17 protein-coding genes are annotated in these 17,477 nt (G+C 47.2%); 6 read left to right on the forward strand and 11 right to left on the reverse strand.

Features of this window, described 5'->3' with window-relative positions:
* Positions 1 to 144: 144 nt before the first annotated feature.
* The 3 genes from ACR32F_RS28005 to ACR32F_RS28015 all read left to right on the forward strand — a co-directional run bounded on the left by ACR32F_RS28005 (position 145) and on the right by ACR32F_RS28015 (position 2,692).
* Positions 145 to 360, forward strand: a complete 216-nt coding sequence (locus tag ACR32F_RS28005; RefSeq protein WP_440112876.1) for a hypothetical protein — start codon at positions 145 to 147, stop codon at positions 358 to 360.
* A gap of 365 nt (positions 361 to 725) precedes the next feature.
* Positions 726 to 1,646, forward strand: a complete 921-nt coding sequence (locus ACR32F_RS28010; RefSeq protein WP_440120039.1) for an ABC transporter permease — start codon at positions 726 to 728, stop codon at positions 1,644 to 1,646.
* A 167-nt stretch (positions 1,647 to 1,813) separates the two neighbouring features.
* Positions 1,814 to 2,692 carry a carbohydrate ABC transporter permease gene (locus ACR32F_RS28015; protein ID WP_440112879.1) on the forward strand — a complete coding sequence of 293 codons (879 nt, stop codon included), beginning with the start codon at positions 1,814 to 1,816 and terminating at the stop codon, positions 2,690 to 2,692.
* A gap of 47 nt (positions 2,693 to 2,739) precedes the next feature.
* On the opposite strand, the gene ACR32F_RS28020 is transcribed toward ACR32F_RS28015, so the two are convergent.
* A complete protein-coding gene (locus ACR32F_RS28020; protein ID WP_440112882.1) occupies positions 2,740 to 2,928 on the reverse strand; it encodes a Spo0E family sporulation regulatory protein-aspartic acid phosphatase in 189 nt (62 codons plus the stop codon).
* A 228-nt stretch (positions 2,929 to 3,156) separates the two neighbouring features.
* Between ACR32F_RS28020 and ACR32F_RS28025 the strand changes: the two genes are divergently transcribed.
* Positions 3,157 to 4,113: an IS30 family transposase gene (locus ACR32F_RS28025; RefSeq protein WP_440108877.1), complete on the forward strand. Its 957-nt coding sequence runs from the start codon at positions 3,157 to 3,159 to the stop codon at positions 4,111 to 4,113.
* Positions 4,114 to 4,300: 187 nt separating this feature from the next.
* On the opposite strand, the gene ACR32F_RS28030 is transcribed toward ACR32F_RS28025, so the two are convergent.
* The gene (locus tag ACR32F_RS28030) at positions 4,301 to 5,002 is read right to left on the reverse strand and encodes a MarR family transcriptional regulator (protein WP_440112885.1); all 702 of its coding nucleotides are present in this window, start codon (positions 5,000 to 5,002) and stop codon (positions 4,301 to 4,303) included.
* 224 nt (positions 5,003 to 5,226) lie between these two features.
* Between ACR32F_RS28030 and ACR32F_RS28035 the strand changes: the two genes are divergently transcribed.
* The gene (locus ACR32F_RS28035; RefSeq protein WP_440112888.1) at positions 5,227 to 6,807 is read left to right on the forward strand and encodes an FAD-dependent monooxygenase; all 1,581 of its coding nucleotides are present in this window, start codon (positions 5,227 to 5,229) and stop codon (positions 6,805 to 6,807) included.
* A 109-nt stretch (positions 6,808 to 6,916) separates the two neighbouring features.
* Here the strand turns inward: ACR32F_RS28035 and ACR32F_RS28040 are convergent, their stop codons facing one another.
* The 5 genes from ACR32F_RS28040 to ACR32F_RS28060 all read right to left on the reverse strand — a co-directional run bounded on the left by ACR32F_RS28040 (position 6,917) and on the right by ACR32F_RS28060 (position 10,686).
* Entirely contained in the window at positions 6,917 to 7,939 is a 1,023-nt protein-coding gene (locus ACR32F_RS28040) for a hypothetical protein (RefSeq protein WP_440112891.1), read from the reverse strand.
* A 24-nt stretch (positions 7,940 to 7,963) separates the two neighbouring features.
* On the reverse strand, positions 7,964 to 8,962 hold the full coding sequence (locus ACR32F_RS28045) for a hypothetical protein (protein WP_440112894.1): 999 nt from the start codon (positions 8,960 to 8,962) through the stop codon (positions 7,964 to 7,966).
* Between the two features lie 91 nt (positions 8,963 to 9,053).
* Positions 9,054 to 9,959, reverse strand: coding sequence for a helix-turn-helix transcriptional regulator (locus tag ACR32F_RS28050; protein WP_440112897.1), 906 nt, complete (start codon positions 9,957 to 9,959; stop codon positions 9,054 to 9,056).
* Positions 9,960 to 10,042: 83 nt separating this feature from the next.
* The gene (locus ACR32F_RS28055; RefSeq protein ID WP_440112900.1) at positions 10,043 to 10,231 is read right to left on the reverse strand and encodes a hypothetical protein; all 189 of its coding nucleotides are present in this window, start codon (positions 10,229 to 10,231) and stop codon (positions 10,043 to 10,045) included.
* Positions 10,232 to 10,362: 131 nt separating this feature from the next.
* Entirely contained in the window at positions 10,363 to 10,686 is a 324-nt protein-coding gene (locus tag ACR32F_RS28060; protein WP_440112903.1) for an ArsR/SmtB family transcription factor, read from the reverse strand.
* 206 nt (positions 10,687 to 10,892) lie between these two features.
* Between ACR32F_RS28060 and ACR32F_RS28065 the strand changes: the two genes are divergently transcribed.
* Positions 10,893 to 12,260, forward strand: coding sequence for an MFS transporter (locus ACR32F_RS28065; protein WP_440112905.1), 1,368 nt, complete (start codon positions 10,893 to 10,895; stop codon positions 12,258 to 12,260).
* A gap of 83 nt (positions 12,261 to 12,343) precedes the next feature.
* Here the strand turns inward: ACR32F_RS28065 and ACR32F_RS28070 are convergent, their stop codons facing one another.
* The 4 genes from ACR32F_RS28070 to ACR32F_RS28085 are packed head-to-tail and all read right to left on the reverse strand — an operon-like array spanning position 12,344 to position 17,467.
* Complete coding sequence (locus ACR32F_RS28070; RefSeq protein WP_440112908.1) at positions 12,344 to 13,366, reverse strand: BtrH N-terminal domain-containing protein; 1,023 nt, start codon at positions 13,364 to 13,366, stop codon at positions 12,344 to 12,346.
* The gene (locus tag ACR32F_RS28075; RefSeq protein WP_440112910.1) at positions 13,363 to 13,926 is read right to left on the reverse strand and encodes a hypothetical protein; all 564 of its coding nucleotides are present in this window, start codon (positions 13,924 to 13,926) and stop codon (positions 13,363 to 13,365) included. Before ACR32F_RS28075 ends, ACR32F_RS28070 begins: the two co-directional genes overlap by 4 nt.
* A gap of 23 nt (positions 13,927 to 13,949) precedes the next feature.
* On the reverse strand, positions 13,950 to 15,725 hold the full coding sequence (locus ACR32F_RS28080; RefSeq protein WP_440112913.1) for an ABC transporter ATP-binding protein: 1,776 nt from the start codon (positions 15,723 to 15,725) through the stop codon (positions 13,950 to 13,952).
* The gene (locus ACR32F_RS28085) at positions 15,722 to 17,467 is read right to left on the reverse strand and encodes an ABC transporter ATP-binding protein (protein ID WP_440112916.1); all 1,746 of its coding nucleotides are present in this window, start codon (positions 17,465 to 17,467) and stop codon (positions 15,722 to 15,724) included. The genes ACR32F_RS28080 and ACR32F_RS28085 overlap by 4 nt, the downstream gene beginning before the upstream one ends.
* Positions 17,468 to 17,477: the final 10 nt, after the last annotated feature.

Genomic DNA, 17,477 nt, shown 5'->3' on the forward strand with positions numbered 1-17,477 from the left:
GAATTTGAAGTCCTTCTACACCGAAGTCCTATTTTATGTTGAAAACCCTTACATTTCTATATGATTTTATGTTCGCCGGCTTTCCTGTGACTTGAAGTCCCCTTATACTGGGAGTGAATCAACATTTCGTGAGGGGGCCCTGTGATGCAACTGACAGAACAAGGCATTTTGCACATTGAAGAAGACGATATCTCCAGCTTGTATTGTTACCAGGATCAGGATGGCATGGGTTTCGATGCTTCATTCTTGTTTGAATTGCAGCTTCAGGGATTAACGTTGACACAAGGCAGCGTTCAGGCGATCAGTTTGGTTTTGAGGAAGCTGAAGCACCTCTGTATGAAGAACGGGAACGTCTTGTGAACGAGGTGAAGTCAGCGGTTCTTACCGTTGATTCGCAGTATGATGGCTCCATTGTGAAATGATACAGGGACGTTCAGCATAAAGGACATCGGCGGCAGGTGGCAGGTGACCGAAGTTAACCTGCGAACAGGGGCATTAGACTTTACAGTCGAATGCTCCTTTTTGCTGTTTCCATCAATAAGTTAATATTTCAACATCCGCATTGAAATGTTGTTCTATAGTCCGCCCTTCTCCGTTGCTATAATTCAGTTGCTCCACTCTGTGCAGAGGCATACTCGCCTCATTATGCCGGGGCTGGACGAGATAAAGGAGGGACCCTGATGGCTATGGAACAACCGTTAACGACCAATACGCCAGTGCGAAAAATGGAGCCTCATCCACGCAAACGTACCCGCTGGAATTTCAAACGCACATGGCCGCTGCATCTGATGCTGCTGCCTGCTGTACTGCTCACATTGCTGTTCGCCTATGTGCCCATGGGCGGCATTATTATTGCTTTTCAGGACTTCAAACCGTGGTTGGGGTTTACTGGCTCCAAATGGGTGGGCTGGGACAACTTCCGGTTCATGTTCGAATATCCCGACAGCGTTCAGGTCATCTGGAACACGGTATTGATCGCTTCGATGAAGATTGTGGCCGGACTTGTGGCCCCCGTGGTGTTCGCCATTTTGCTGAATGAGGTTCGGAACTCCACGTTCAAACGTTTCTCACAGACCTTGGTATATCTGCCCCATTTCCTGTCTTGGGTTGTCCTGGGCGGCATTCTGCTCGACATGTTGTCACCGGAAGGCGGTCTGGTAAACCAGGTGTTAGCAGCGGCAGGTGTTGAACCGATCTTCTTTCTGGGGGATGGCGACTGGTTCCGTGTCACGGTGGTTGTCAGTGATGTGTGGAAGGAGTTTGGATTTGGAACGATTGTATTTCTGGCAGCACTTGCGGGCATTAACCCGGCACTGTATGAGGCTTCGGAGGTCGATGGGGCAACACGACTTAGACAGACATTGCACATTACCCTGCCTGCACTCGTGCCGATGATTATCGTGGTAGGTACGTTATCGCTGGGCAATATCCTGAATGCAGGCTTTGACCAGATCTTCAACCTGTACAATCCGCTGGTATATGAGAAAGGCGATATTATCGATACCTTTGTCTACCGGATGGGGATTCTGAATGGCAAAATGAGCTTTGCGACCGCCGTTGGACTATTCAAATCATTTGTCGCGATGTTCCTTGTCATCTCTGCGTACCGGATGGCGTACAAAATCGCCAATTACCGTATTTTTTAAGGGGCATTTTGCATATATCCAGACAGCGACTTTCAATCAGCAAGATATAGATCGAAATGGTTCAGTTCGTCTATACGCTGGTTGGATCAGGATGCTTCTTCCTGTCCAACTCTTGTACACGCGAGCGATTCGAATCGAATTATGCAAAATGCTAAGGAGGAATCAAGGTGTATCACAAAACAACCGGGTACCGTATATTCAATGGCTTCAACCTGATATTCATCGCGGCCGTCTCGATCCTGTGCATTCTGCCGCTGGTCCATATTCTGGCGGTATCCTTCAGTGGTAAAGCGGCAGCATCTGCCAATTTGGTGACACTCTGGCCGATTGATTTTACGGTGGACGCCTATACCAAAACATTTGGGAACAGCAATTTCCTCAGTGCGCTCTGGATTTCAGTCCAACGTACGGTTCTGGGTACCCTACTCAGTATGACACTTGTCTTTCTTACGGCTTATCCGCTATCCAAGGAGAGTCTGCACTTCAAGGGGCGCTCGCTATATGCGTGGTTTTTCATCTTCACGATGCTGTTTAGCGGGGGATTAATTCCGTCCTATATTTTAATCCAGAAGCTGGGACTAATCAATTCGATGTGGGCTCTGATTTTGCCGGGAGCCGTGGCCGTCTGGAACTTGATTCTGATGATGAACTTTTTCCGGAACGTTCCGAAAGAGCTGGAAGAAGCCTCATTTATTGATGGAGCCAACCATATCACGACTCTGTTCAAAATCTATCTGCCTGTATCCATGCCGGCCATTGCCACGATCTCTTTATTCACCATGGTAGGTCAGTGGAATTCCTGGTTCGATGGGTTGATCTATATGAATGATGCTTCCAAATATCCACTCGCCACGTTAATGCAGACCATTATCGTCCAGCAGGATTTCTCTAATATGAACGTGGATGCAACGCAGCTTCAGAACATGTCTCAGCGCACGGTGAACGCGGCTCAGATCTTTATTGGCGCTCTGCCGATCCTGCTCGTATATCCGTTCTTGCAGCGTTTCTTCGTGAAGGGGATTGTGCTCGGGGCGGTAAAAGAGTAAGGCAAACACACGGAATCCCTTCAGGGATTCTTTGTTCAGGAAGGACATTATTTCAGTTGATTCGAGATCGTTCTCCCGCGAGTAGCGTTGTTATACTCATTAATCAACTCATCCAGCACCATGGATTGGCGAATAACCTCCGGGTGCCATAGTTCCGGATATTGATCAGCAATCTGGTAGAGTCTTTTCCGTGCATGTTCGATACATTCCTGAATGGTTTCCGGATTATGTATCATACTCCCGCCCCCTGTTATCCTTGAATATCATCATCCAAAAAAGACCATCTAATATAATATTCGGAACAAGAGGGGATTTGGATTACCCCAAAATTAAAATTTTGTTTTTTTTCTTGACGGATTGTAATATGAAGTGCGACACCTACTGAAAATAAAAAAATGGCTCATAGCCTGATTCGTGTAGAATGAAAGTTACCACACCAGCATTCACACAAGGAGAATCAGTCCATGAGTTATTCACATCTTAGCATAATCGAACGTAGCAAGCTAGAAATCCTCCACAAGCAAGGCCAAAGTTCACGAGCCATTGCAAAGGAACTGGGTAGACATCCTTCCACGATTTGCCGTGAGCTAGATCGTGTTGTTGCATCGCATCCCTATCAGGCAGAACAAGCTCAGAACGCTTATGAGGAGCGTCGTAAGGTTTCTGTCTCTCCAGGTAAATGGTCAGACGCCTTGGCTGCTTCACTGGAGGAAAAACTTGAGGCAACGTGGTCTCCGGAACAAATCACTGAACGTTTCCGCACCGAAGGCCGGCGTGCAGTCTCTTTCAAAACCATCTACCGCTGGATCTACGCTGGGCGCTTGGTTCGAGGTGTATTACAGGTTCTTCGACACAAGGGGAAGCGCCAGAAACCCGCAGAAACTCGCGGTAAATTCGCTATTGGTCAATCCATTTCAGATCGCCCCAAAGAGGTTCGTTCCCGTGAAACGTTTGGACACTGGGAACTGGATACCGTCGTATCGGGTCGTGGGAAAAGTAAAGGATGCGTAGCGACGTTGATTGAACGCAAAACACGCTTATATACCGCTGTTCTCATGCCCGACCGTACCGCTTTGTCGATGGAGATTGCGCTCGGTGTAGCTATATCACAGTACCCTACTGGGACCTTCCTCACAGCTACGGCTGATCGAGGAAAGGAGTTTGCATGCTATGCCAATCTGGAAACGACCCACAACCTGCACGTTTATTTTGCTGATCCGTATTCGTCTTGGCAACGCGGTTCCAACGAGAATGCAAACGGGTTGCTTCGAGAGTTTTTCCCTAAAGGTACCGATCTCGCTCAAGTGGAGGATGAAGATCTCGCCCATTCACTCGATCTAATGAATCACAGACCACGAAAATGCTTGGGTTGGAGAACCGCTCACGAATCTTTCACAGAGGAACTGTCGCACTTAGTTTGACAATCCGTCTCTTATAAAAGTTATAACTGGCTTGGTTCACATGACCTGATCTGCATCTACGTTCACATACAAATTAACCGGATAGGCCACGGCCTGTCCGGTTTTATAGCGTTTATTTCTTTTCCAAAAACAACGTAACATGCCGAGATAAATATGAGCTATGAGCATACTCAACAGCTTACGTACGCTAATTCTCATAATCCGTAAAGAAAACATCCTCAAGAACCGCCTTGGCCTTCTTCAGGTCACGAGAATTCAGTTTATGAAGCATCCCCATAATTTCATTCATTTCCTCGTTAACGGTTAAAGCCCCCGTAGCCTTATTGCCGTCTGGATCTTCTTCGGGATACGACATCCCCTCACTAGATGAACCATCTGTTTCCGAATGGAACCAGGAGGCCTGCGCGGTGTCACGGAGAGCATGGACTAAGAACTGCAATTCATCTTCGCTATATCGCTGCAAAAAACGATTCGCGCCAAGATCAATTTGTTGATGCATGGCCTGATGCAAACCATAGATGTCTTTCCCCAGTTCTGTCATGCGAAACAAAACTTCTTTTTTATTATCCGGCAGGTATTCAGGCAGGATGATATTTTTTTGCACCAGCCTTTTGGTGATTTTGGAAACCGTGCCTTTGGAAAAGCCGAATTGCTTCGAAATGGTTATGCCATTTACAGGCTCAAGTGTTCCAATGGCATCCAGCACATGCAGCATGGTAACCGTCATCTCTTCGATTAACTCTTGAACATCCGGACCAGGGCTGTTCTGGAGCAGCCATTCTTTCTCTTCATCGTCTTCCGTTTGGAATTTAATCTGTATATCTTTCACGGCTTCCAGTACTTCATTGATCAAGTGCTCTTTATTGTGATTATCTGATGGTTTGATCATCCTTTTTCCTCCAACACTAATGAACTTCATCCCAGTATAGCAAGGACAGGTTCACAATTAAAGTTTCCTAGGAAACAATATTGACAAAAGATTAGAATTTAAACTATTATTGTTGCGACGAAACTTATTGTTTCTTAGAAACAATAAGTTGTAATCTTCGTAGTCCGTTATTGATGAGAAACAGAAATTTTTTTCAGATCCAATTATAGAGAGGAACATTACAAATGACAGATATACGATCCAATCCATCTCAAGAGAAGGAACAACCGAGTGTGAATCCATCGAGGGAAGATTACGATATCGACGTACTTGTTGCAGGCGCTGGTCCAACCGGATCTACATTGGCAGCAGATCTCTTGCGCCGCGGCCTTCGTGTCCGACTGGTCGACAAGGCTCCCCATGCCTTTAAGGGCTCCCGAGCCAAGGGAGTACAGCCACGAACCCAGGAGGTTTTGGAGGACCTCGGCGTGCTGAGTGAAGCTCATGCGGAGGGAAGTTCTTACCCGCTCGCAGGTATTCATCTAGGACCGGTCACTGTGCCGTGGCGCATGCAGCAGCGTAATAAGCATACACCGGATGTACCTTATCCGAATATTCTTCTGCTGGCTCAACACCGCACGGATGCCATCCTACACCGCCTGCTCGAACGTCAGGGACAGAATATTGAATTTAACAACGCGGTGGATTCTTTTGAACAGGATGCAGATGGGGTGACGGTGATGCTCTCTTCAGGGGAGAAGATTCGCAGCAGATATCTGGTGGGGGCAGACGGCGGTTCCAGCACCGTTCGTAAAGGTGCAGGTATTCGGTTTGTCGGAGAGACCAACGAATCGGACCGTATGCATATCATTGACGGCACCATCGATGGGTTATCCCACAACCGTTGGCATATGTGGCCACGCACAAAAGGTAAATTTGTCGGAGCGTGCCCGTTGCCACACTCCGACCAGTTCCAGGTCATGATCAGGTTGGGAGCAGACGAGAATCCAGACCTGAATGAGGCTGTACTGGCCGCTCAGTTCTACAAGCTTACCGGTTTACGGCTCTACGACATTACCTGGAGTTCCGTATTCCGGCCCAACGTACGACTTGCGGAGCATTATCGGTCAGGTCGTGTCTTCCTTGCAGGCGATGCGGCCCACGTCCATACCCCAGCCGGTGCGCAAGGACTGAATACTGGTGTACAAGACGCTTACAACCTCGGCTGGAAGATAGGTCAGGTCATTGCTGGTGCACCTGATCGCCTGCTTGACAGCTACGAAGCTGAACGTCAACCTATTGCCGCACGCGTTCTTGGGAAATCCAACGAGTTGTACGCCAAGCTCGATAATAAACGTCTCGCCAGCCTCAAACGCGGTGACGAAGAACGACAGCTCGCACTATCGTATCATGGTGGACCACTTAGTTCTCAGAATGCATCAGCGACCAAGTCACTTCAGGTCGGAGATCGAGCACCTGATGCTCCATGCATCGGCCCAGGCGGGGTAAGACGACTATTTGACATCCTCCGTGGACCGCAATTCACATTGCTTGCCTTTGGAGCCAATGCTGCTAATATTCTCCCAGAGTTGCTCTGGCCAACCAGTGGTGCCGAATTGCATCGCTACATCGTCAGTACCGGTAATGAAGCCGAACAGAATGTTATCAACGATACCACTAAAAAACTGACCGATATCTATGGCATCAGCGGTGACACGCTAGTACTGATTCGACCCGATGGTTACATCGGCAGCATCATCAAGGGCGACTGGCAGGTGGAGTTTGAGAATGTAGTCAGAATGGTTACCCCGCCACGTTCAGAGTGAGCTAATCGAACTGGGACTTGATCTATTTGAATGGACAAAATGCTCAAGTCCTGCAACATAAGAGACGCTTCGGGCCGGGGTGCCACATCAGAGAAACTGCATGCTCCATTCATCTTAAACCGACGTCATCAAAGCGATTGCCAATCGTCTCGGGAAATGCATGTTTAATGGCATCAATGGCACGTTGTTCCGTAGTCCCTGCCTTCCGGATAAGCTCGATCATGCTTTGCACACATTCCGGTTCTCTCGAATCCCAAGAGATGGGGTCATCTATTACCTCAACGATCATTGTATACAGGTTTGCGAGCAGTTCATACTCATCTATGACTTGATCCATCTGAATGGACAGATGCTCAAGTCCTGCGACATAAGAGGCAATATCCAATCTTGATTTCGCATAATAGCGCAGTACCGTCGCCATTTGATCCGTTTCATACGTTCCTGACTGCAATGCAGCGGCAATGGCCGTATACGCAGCCGCTCCACAGGCATAATCCTGGGGCGGCAGCATGTAGTCATGGGTTTCCCATTTGTATACGGCCTGAATTAATGATTCCTTGCAGACTTCCCATAGATCTACGGATTCATGGGATTCAAGCACCTGATAGTACCAGTACGGCGTACTGTTCCTGCCAAATGAATCATAGGGCAGACGAATGACTTCATGTCCTTCACTTTCACCAATAAACAGCACCTGCTCCTCATCATCATATCCGGCAGCAATGACAAATTGGTCGTGCCAGAGAATCGCACCTACGCCCCGGTCAATGGACGCCTTGATGTCCAGCACGGCCTGCTTCTGGTAGAGCGGAAAGGTCGGTTCAAATGAAAATCCACCATGTTGTCCAGTTGTTACGCCAAGAAAATCTGCCGCCACAAAGTTCTCTGCCATCCAGTTGTATGCCGAGATTGATTCTGCGGTCAGACGCCGATCCACCACCAATCGAAAGACACTTGCCGTCATACCTGCAATCATGTGGCGCGGGAAATCCATCCACTGTGTGTGCAATAAAATGCGGTACATCGCATCTGTATACGAGCCCACACCGCTCCTTGATATGTGTGCATCAGCAGAATTTGGAGCTTGAGGGAAGCGAATCAAGTCCTGCAATACTACTTTGGCTGCCATCATCCGTCACTCCCTTTCTCCCTCATTCTATCGTGCTGAATGTGCTCCCCATCGTGGTACAGTAGAACGTTTACGATCAGCATACTTCAGAGATATCAAGCGAAAATAATGGATGGCCTGTTCTTCCAGTGCCTTTGCCTTTATAAGCGTCTGTGTCAGCTCCTCTGTTGCATCTGGCCGTAACATCCATCTTTCCTGCTCTTGGACCATACATCCTCTCATCTGTAGCATCAACGTCCCAAGCTGTTCATAACATGCGTAGGCTTGGTCCAGTTCGTTCCATATTCCTCGCACATCCTGCAAATACATCCGAATTTCAGTGCGGGACTGGCAATAGGATTCCAAAATATAAGCCGCACCCGCTTCATCGTAATCCCCACTTTGGAGAGCACTCACCCACACATCATAGGCCAGTCGGCCAGAAGCAATATTGCGATCAGGCAACAGGCGATATGGGATATCCCAATCCTCAATCGCCAGTCGCAAGGATTCCAATACCCTCTCCACTTCAGAGATATGGACCTGCTCCCCAAAAATCTGACAATACCAGAACCCCGTGAAGTTCAGTCCAAAATTGTCATACAACAAAATCTGAGGTTCCTTGCTCCACCCGTCTTGCACATAAAAGATGCGATCACTGTCATCATATCCATGAATGACGCCGAACTCAGGAATCCAGTAGATCACACCGATGCCTTCATCAAGGCTCCGTCTCACCCAATTCACTGCATCCTGCTGGTAATAACTAAACGTGGAATGGCGTGTACGTCCCCCGTCCCAGATTGTGAATACCCCCAGGTTATCAATCCCTGGGCGATGCGCTTCTCCCCACTGTCCGTACGCTGTAACCGACATGGGAAGTAATCGTTGATGCACCGCCAGCTTGAACGCCATGCCTGTATATCCGGCAAGTACATCCTTGGAACCTTGAAACTGGCCCGTATGGGTTAGTATGGCATGCAGGCTATCCACATACGATTTGGACTCCCGCTTCATGATGAGGTTATTTAACACAACTTCGGCCAAGAAAAATCTCCTCTCCATGGTGGTTTCCTGATGTATTTACGAGAAACAGTAGCTTGCTCTGCATCTGCTCGTTTGTTGCCTGTCTACAGACTCATTCTACTGTTCCAAGCCTGTCGATTAATCCTTCTGCATTTTGCTGAAGCTTGCTCTTGAGCCAACCTGGCGATAAAAGTTCTTCCCACTCGCTAATAAACAAATGCTGGAGAAAAGCATCTGTGTCATAAAATTCAATCGAATAGGTCTGATCATGCCTAGCCCGAATACGATACCCTTGCCACAGTTCCATTTGCTGCACTTCCTTCAAACGAATCTCAGCTACGAACGGTTTCCACACAGGCAATGGTTCTTCCCATCCACCGAGCAATGCGTCAGACCTGCACTCGATCCTCTCATCCGAGACCAATACATGAACAATGCCTTCCAGCCGAATCGCCGTTTGCTGCACAGGATCTGCTTCATAGCCAACCACATAATCGGCGTTGAACTGGGATATCATCCTCAACGGACAAAAGGAAAACTGCCGTTCTCCATCATAATCCCTGTAATGAATATGTACTCTACGCAAGTCGGTTATAGCATGGGACAACAATTCAAAGAATTGCAGCTGCTTCGGTTGTGCCGCAAACACTGGAAGCTCACTACTTCCCATCTGTTGTTCTTCCAACGTGAAACGCTCCAGCAAATGCGCTACACGTTTCACCGCGTCCGATTGATCATAATCATAATGTCGATAACGATGCGCCAAATATTTCAACACACGCTGCTCTTCTTCCGTCATATATAAATGGGGCAATCGGAAGGTCTGATCCTCATAACAATAGCCCCGATATTTCGCCATATATACCAAGGGGGCACGCAGGGAGCTTGCCATATATTCAATATCACGTTGAGCCTGACGACGGGAGATCTCAAATTCACGAGCAAGCCAGCTGCTGTTCGGAAAACGCCCACCCCGAATCTGTTCGTCAAACCAGTGAATCCGATGCATATTGCTCATCTTCCCGCCCCCGATCTCATCCAATCCTAACTCATTCCATTATATCAAAGACATAGCCCGTTCCGAAGAACAGGCCTGTGATGTCAGACATGTGCCATATCCACTCTGGATTGCACAGCTTTGAAGCATTTCTTGCATACTTTCAGACTCGTACCATCTGTTTTCGTTTGCATATACAACAATTTAATTCGGGTACTGCTGCACACCGGGCATGTTCCCCGGCCCCTGGAAGGAAGACTCCACAGGACGCGTCCTCTTTTGGTTTTTGCCAACGGTTGTGAACCTCTTTTCGATATGGTTTGTGTGTTCACCGTTATTATATAGGGCATGGTACGACACAGAATGTCGCAGCAGTATTAGAAAATAAAAATGTCCCCTCTTCGACCTGAAGAAAGGACAACTTTTAGGAAAGATCTGTGCTCGTCTGAGCTGCGGCCTGCAATAATGGTTGCAGGAGTCCGGGAAAGCGTGTTTCCAGATCATCGGACCGCAGGGTGAGAAAATGCTGTGTGCCCTGCACTCTTACCCGAATAACTCCGGCTTCCCGCAGGGTCCGAATGTGGTGCGACATCGTTGACTTTACAACCGGTGCATGAAAATGACTGCACGGCTGCTCCCCACTTCTGGCTGCTTCCGCAACGATCCCAAGGCGGGTCGGGTCACTCAGCGCATACAGTACGGAGGAAAGTTCAATATCTGCTACTTGCGGATGATGTAAAATTTTCATACTGTAGTCTCCTTTTTTCAGACTATGCATTGTATTTTAACACAGATCCATGATATATTTCTAATGTTCGACACCAATCGAACTTCAAACATTTCGTTCATGTAACCCCTGCTGTCAGGCACGGGCTTCACATCATATCGCATTTTGAAAATGCTACACACCGTTTCTGAAATGTTGCGAAATACACATCACTCCAGGAGGTTTTTATGAACAACACCGCAACCGCATCATCAGGGGAACGGACCGGAATACAGGAAGGACTTATTGTTAGCTTGCTTGGCTTCACCGTTGTACTCGTTGTAATGAATACAATGATGTTTAATCTGGCCCTGCCCAAAATTGCAGCCGAATTTATGCTTACATCCGTCGCTTCTTCCTGGATTGTTACAGGGTATTCCATTGTATTTGCCATTTCCTCGATTACGTTCTCACGTCTATCGGATTTTGTGCCGATTCACACACTGTTCACGACCGGGCTTACCTTACTTGGTGCAGCATCCGTTCTCGGGTTCTTTAGTGACCACTTTATCATTTTGCTCATTGCACGTCTGATCCAGGCAGCGGGTGCGGCTTCGGTTCCGGGACTCGCCATTGTGCTCATTACCCGGTACATTCCGAGTGATCGCCGGGGTAAATCGATGGCCGTCATTATGTCCGCCAGTTCGCTCGGTCTTGGACTTGGCCCTGTCATCGGCGGAAGTATTACGCAATTCCTCGGATGGCATGACCTGTTTATCGTTACAGGGTTGACCCTGTTTCTGATTCCTGTATTTTTCAAATTGCTTCCCAGTGAAAAGCCGAAAAAGGGTTCGTTCGACTTGCTCGGTGCACTGCTTCTCGCAATCGGTACAACCGGCGTTCTGTTATTCCTGACCTCACGGGAATGGATTACCATTCTTGTCGGTATCGCAGCTCTGCTTCTGTTCTGGGTCCGAATTCGTCGTGCGGCTGATCCATTTGTGCAGCCTGCCTTGTTCAAAAACAAAAAATATATGATGCTCAGCTCGCTGGGGATTGTATCGTATATCAACAACTTTTCAACGCTGTTCCTGCTGCCGCAAATTCTCGCGCATCTGTACGCCTTGACACCTGCCCAGTCCGGACTTGTCATCTTTCCAGGTGCAGTCGTGTCTATGCTGCTGTCCAACCGGATCGGCCGAATGATTGACCGACAGGGTAATACACAGTTGCTCAAGTTCGCACCATGGCTGCTGCTCGCTGCCGCCGGATTGTTCGCTCTGTTCGCAGACAACAGCATCTACGCCATTATGGCCGTGTATGTCTTGCTCAGTGTAGGCTTCTCTGCACTAACAACAAGTGTATCCAATGAGTTGTCCAATAACCTGACGATGGATCAGGTGGGTGCTGGCATGGGATTGTTCCAGTTAAGTCAGTTCTTCAGCGGCGCCTTCAGCGTTGCCGTTACTGGTGTCGCCCTAACAGCCATGCAGCAGTTGCCACTGTCCTCGGCTTACAGTAATATTTTCTGGGGTATGACTGTGGTGGCACTTGCATCTGTTATTTTCTCTCAGGTGTATCTGAGGATGCAAGCACGTAAAAAAGCTGCTGCTTAATATGAAGCAAGTCACAAAAAAGGCCCGTTAAGCGATGTTCGCTTGACGGGCCTTTTTATAATTTTCGTAAGGTTCCTGACACCCTAACTCGCAACAAGAATCTTTACCATGTCATGAGCCTCTTGTTCTATACCTATAACTTCTCCAATTTTACCCAGCACCCGGTTCAACATTTGGTGACGACGATCCATATCCAGGTACTGACTTTTCAATGTCATATTAGCGGCGAGATTCCATCGTTGCGCAGCATATTCGTACGTCTCCACCAGTTGGTAAATATCTGGATTATACGGTATTCCTTCTCTTAGGAAATGGCCGTACAAATATCTGTTATTGCTTATGCCAGCCAAGTCGCCATACATATTGTCCAGATATTCTTCGGTCAACGCGGATGAGTCTTGAATATGCTGACGTGTAGAGTCTATATACCGTTCAATTGCAGGCAGGCCTACATGCGGATTAACCAATTCATACCACTCACCCTGTTTGATCAGTTTCCCGGATTTTCCAGCCATTATTTCATGATTTTGATGAAGCATATCGTAGAACTCTCTCTCTTTCACCTGTTGGACGGCATTCCCGACATCTAATGTAGCATAACGATAACGCGTGCCCTCACGAATTAATGACGTCTGACCTAGATCAAGAGCTTCAATTAACGTTTGTTCATCCATATTGCCTTTCAAATGATAAAAATCATCAATAAACTCAAATTGCCCATCAGCATAGTCGGACAACACGATACAGTGCGACGAATGAAGTAATTGATAGAGTGAGTTATATTGCATGTAAAATACATCAACCCATACAATGACTACTTCTTTTTGCTGAAGTAACATCAGGATCTCGTGGATAACCTCGGTCCGTTCATTTTTTCTAACGATATTCAAATCAATATGATGAATACGTTGAAATTCGTTTTCAACGGTCATATAAGTGGGGACAAGCTTCGGGGTGCCCCTCTCCGGGTCTTCATGGTACATCATCCCGCATTGCTTCCACACCGCCAGAAAATTCGTGATTTGTTTATAGTTGAGAATGCTGCTTACACATAGGGTAAAGCAATCTTCACCTTCTGTATGTGCTTCTCTTGGCTGAATATTCATATACTCCACTCCTTCCCCAAGGTTAGTGCAAAGATATGCATGCATGGATTGTCTGGCAATAGGATCATGTCAAATGAAATGGGTTCTTCCAGCGTAATCTTCTGAAACCAAATAATAGGCTGTTTGGATGTCAGTAAGGCACCCTTTTGTGTACACACCCCACTACATTGAAACATAATTTCTTCATTATAATGCGGAGACGTCTCGGTCCAGTTGGTCAGATCCAATGATGCTCTCCCCATCCGCTCTCCATTTCGCTCAAAATAAATGAATTCATGGTATGAACCATTATCTGCCGCACCCAGAATGTATAATGTCGAATATAGATCCAAAGGTACCGGAATGCACTGGCTATCCAGTTCTATATTATTAAACGCCTGTCTGGGTAGAGGGAAACGAAACGGAACATCCTGCCATTGCACATTCTCCTGATCAGGCAGTTCGTCACCAGGGTACGAGGAACCAAAGGTCGTGAAATTCCCAATCTGGTTTGCAGCAAGATAACTGAAGCCATTATTGTTATAGTGTTCTTCCAAAGGTAGTGGACAATAGATGGTCATGTCATAAACCTCCTAGGATCGTTCTACTTACTTCTGGTGACCGCTGACCCGATACCTTGTCGCTGCTCCTTGAACAGGGTGTCATATACCTCATGTCGTCCAGCCAGTTCAAGATGAGTGCCCGTAGCAACGATCTCTCCCTGATCGAGCACAATGACTTGCTCGGCATCCTGAATAGCGGAATAACGGTGCGCGATCACAAGCACCGTCATATATTGTGCAATCCCACGGATCACCTCATTTATTTTCCGTTCCGAGTCATTATCCAGTGCAGATGTTGCTTCATCCAGAATAAGCATTCGGGGTCTTGTTAACAGCACCCTGGCGAGCGCCAAACGTTGCTTCTGGCCTCCAGACAGCTTAATACTTGACTCACCCAGAACCGTATTATACTGGTCGGGCAACCCTTCAATGAAATCATCCAGCAAAGCCATGCGGCAAACCTCTCGTATCTCCTCTTCTGTAGCCCGAGGCTGTACGAGTCTGAGATTATCCATGATGGACATACTGAACAAGGCATTCTCCTGCATAACGACTCCAATATGTTGATAAAGGTATTCTGATCCCAAGTCGCCAATGGGCTGTCCGTCAACGAGAATGGTCCCGTGCTGTGTTTCGTTCTGCCCCAGAATAAGTTTGATTAACGTGCTTTTCCCCGAACCACTTCTGCCTACGATAGCCGTATAATCACCAGGCTGAATGTTCAGATTAATCTCATGCAAGACATGACTTTGATTCTCCTGATAACGAAAGGAGACATTCCTGAATTCGAGGTGCCCTTGGAACTCTGGCTGTAATCCGAGCTTTCTCTGTGGTGTAACCGGAAGTTCCAGCAATTCAACAATCCGTTCAATGGAGGGTGTCACATCATGGAGTTGAACATTGGAGGCATTAATCTCATTAATGTTGTTAATCATCTGTTGATAGTATGTCAGAAAGACAAGCAGTCCCCCGATCGTTAATTCCCCCTGAAATATCAGCAACCCACCGATAAAATAAAGATTCATCTTATTAATAAAGTCATCCTGGAAGGTGTAATACAGCTCATTGGCATAGGTGTACGCCAGATGCCGAAACTTGATTTTGCCGAATCGCTTCCAATATCCCACAAACTTGATGGATTCTTTGCGCTGCATATTCAGTGCCTTGATTTCCTTCCAGTGTCTGAAGCTGTTCGATATCCATGTCTCATATTCTCCGGTAGTCTGGCGGAATTCAGAGACCAGCACTTTGGCTTTTTTGCCCAATCGGGAACTGATGACAAAGGAAATAGGAAGCATGATAAAACCCAGCAAAGCCATCTTCCAATTCAGCGACAACAGAATAACCGCATACGCCCCTACGCTGATCCATTTGAACGTATAATCAATCAAATGCAAAAAGATAAAGTCTTTGACCAGTGTGACGTCTCCGTCCAGCCTATTCTTCAGATCTCCCGCACTATAGCGCTCATATAAAGTCGGCTTCATGCGCACTAATCTTTTCCACATATTCAGCTGTAAATCCAGCTTGGTCCGACCTAATAACCGGTTACTGAACAGGGTTTGTAGCCCCAGAGCGGTTGTCTCCAACGCAAATAAGCCCAGATATCCGGCAAGGATATAAGGCAACATTCCAAGCTCCCGTCCAACCATGACATGATCAATGAGCAGCTTGTACAGATAAGGGATCATGAGCGCAATAGCAGTCAAGGCCAATTTTAGTGTACCTAGAATAAAGATTTGACGGTTCGCATTTTTGATAAACGGCTTAATCTGCTTAAACAGTGCATACCGGGAGGTTGACGGTGTCTTGGTCACGACATCAGTCCCTCCTTCCGGATAAAATCTTCTGCAAATAACTCACGGTAGTGCTCACTATTCTCCAGCAGATATCCATGCGTGCCTGTAGCCACAATGCGTCCCTGGTGCACAACAGCAACCCGATCCGCATTCAGGATGGAGGATAAGCGGTGAGCGATGACAATCGAAGCCCGATCCTTGCTCAATTGCTGCCAGGAATGCTGGACCGCTTGTTCAGCTTCATAGTCCAAAGCGGAAGTGGCTTCGTCGAATATAATCAATTTTGGTTGCTTCAGAAAAATTCGCGCAATAGACAGACGCTGCTTTTGTCCGCCGGAGAACTCCATTCCCCCTGCGCCAATAACGGTGTCCAGACCCTGAGGAAGAGAACGGATAAAGTCTCCAATAAAGGCCTGATCACATGCCTCCAGCAATTGATCATCCTCCGCACGAGCGCTGCCAAGCATCAGGTTGTAACGAATGGTTTCATTGAACAGAATGGCTTCCTGCTGCACGATCCCTACTCTCTTACGCAGTCGAGACAGAGAATAGTCATCCATATGCCTCCCGCCAATCCGAATCTGCCCTTCTTCCGGGGTATAGAAACCGAGCAACATGTTCACAATCGTTGTTTTGCCCGAGCCACTCTTTCCTACAAGAGCAACGGATTCATGGGCACCGATCTCCAAGGTGAGACCGTCCAGTACATATGGACCCTGTTCCTCATACCGAAACCGCACTTGTTCGAATGACGTCTCCCCATCCTCCATATCAACTTCCGAGTGACCACCGCTTCTTTCCGTCTCTTCATCCAAAAGTTCAAAAACTTTGCGTGACTGTACCGTCAGCTTAGGCAGATTCACAACCGCCTCGTATATCATCATCATCGATTGATTATTCTTGGTCAGATACGACATAATGGCAACAAAGGCTCCTGCCGTAAGCTGTCCCTGAACAATAAGCACACCAGCAATGGCGTAGATACACAGATCCGATAGCAAAAAAATAAATGCATTAGAGCGGGTCGACATCCATTTCATGACTTCCGTCTGATTGTCTAGTCGAATCACGTCTGCGCTCTGTCCCGTGAACAGTGTAGTGACCCGTCTCCCACTCCCCAACAAACGAATGTCTCTCATGCCTTGAAGCATCTCCAGCATCCAGCTGACAAAATGGCCGTATTTGCCACGTAAAATCGTCTGCTGCTTGGTCATCTTGCGATTAAAATACTGTGATACCCAAACCGAAACCGGAACCAGCACCATCATGGCTAAGGCGATATAAGGATTTAGGTAAAATAAAAAAACAAACGAAACCAGCAATTTCGTGAACGGAGCAGCCATCTGGAAAATGATTAACTCTATTAACTGCATGACGGAATCCGTGTCTCTTGTTAGACGTGTGACCAGATCACCGGTCTGGGCTTTTTGAAAATAAGACGCTTTAAAATGAAGAATGCGATCAAATAAACTTTTTCGAATATCAAACAGAAATTTAACATTCAAATAAATCCAGATGGATTTAATGATCCAACTCAGAGCCCTTACACCTACATACAAAGCAATATAAGTCAAAATAACATAGCCGAAGAAATGAAGATTACGGTGATAGAACACTTCGTCGATCAAAATGGCAAAAATAAGCGGTCCAATCAGATCCACCACCACCATGATCAGCTCGCAAAACAGCATCGTAATCAAGCTGATCCGGTAGGGTTTGGCGAATGTACGGATTCGTTTGCTGAGTGAAATATTCTCCATGCCATCCTCC

The organism is Paenibacillus hebaui, from assembly GCF_051934385.1.
GTDB lineage: Bacteria > Bacillota > Bacilli > Paenibacillales > Paenibacillaceae > Paenibacillus.

Coding starts and splice junctions, on each gene's coding strand:
- ACR32F_RS28085 (WP_440112916.1), bottom strand. CDS start 17,467: ATGGAGAATATTTCACTCAGCAAACGAATCCGTACATTCGCCAAACCC.
- ACR32F_RS28050 (WP_440112897.1), bottom strand. CDS start 9,959: ATGAGCAATATGCATCGGATTCACTGGTTTGACGAACAGATTCGGGGT.
- ACR32F_RS28010 (WP_440120039.1), top strand. CDS start 726: ATGGAGCCTCATCCACGCAAACGTACCCGCTGGAATTTCAAACGCACA.
- ACR32F_RS28075 (WP_440112910.1), bottom strand. CDS start 13,926: ATGACCATCTATTGTCCACTACCTTTGGAAGAACACTATAACAATAAT.
- ACR32F_RS28035 (WP_440112888.1), top strand. CDS start 5,227: ATGACAGATATACGATCCAATCCATCTCAAGAGAAGGAACAACCGAGT.
- ACR32F_RS28070 (WP_440112908.1), bottom strand. CDS start 13,366: ATGAATATTCAGCCAAGAGAAGCACATACAGAAGGTGAAGATTGCTTT.
- ACR32F_RS28040 (WP_440112891.1), bottom strand. CDS start 7,939: ATGATGGCAGCCAAAGTAGTATTGCAGGACTTGATTCGCTTCCCTCAA.
- ACR32F_RS28005 (WP_440112876.1), top strand. CDS start 145: ATGCAACTGACAGAACAAGGCATTTTGCACATTGAAGAAGACGATATC.
- ACR32F_RS28065 (WP_440112905.1), top strand. CDS start 10,893: ATGAACAACACCGCAACCGCATCATCAGGGGAACGGACCGGAATACAG.
- ACR32F_RS28030 (WP_440112885.1), bottom strand. CDS start 5,002: ATGATCAAACCATCAGATAATCACAATAAAGAGCACTTGATCAATGAA.
- ACR32F_RS28060 (WP_440112903.1), bottom strand. CDS start 10,686: ATGAAAATTTTACATCATCCGCAAGTAGCAGATATTGAACTTTCCTCC.
- ACR32F_RS28025 (WP_440108877.1), top strand. CDS start 3,157: ATGAGTTATTCACATCTTAGCATAATCGAACGTAGCAAGCTAGAAATC.
- ACR32F_RS28020 (WP_440112882.1), bottom strand. CDS start 2,928: ATGATACATAATCCGGAAACCATTCAGGAATGTATCGAACATGCACGG.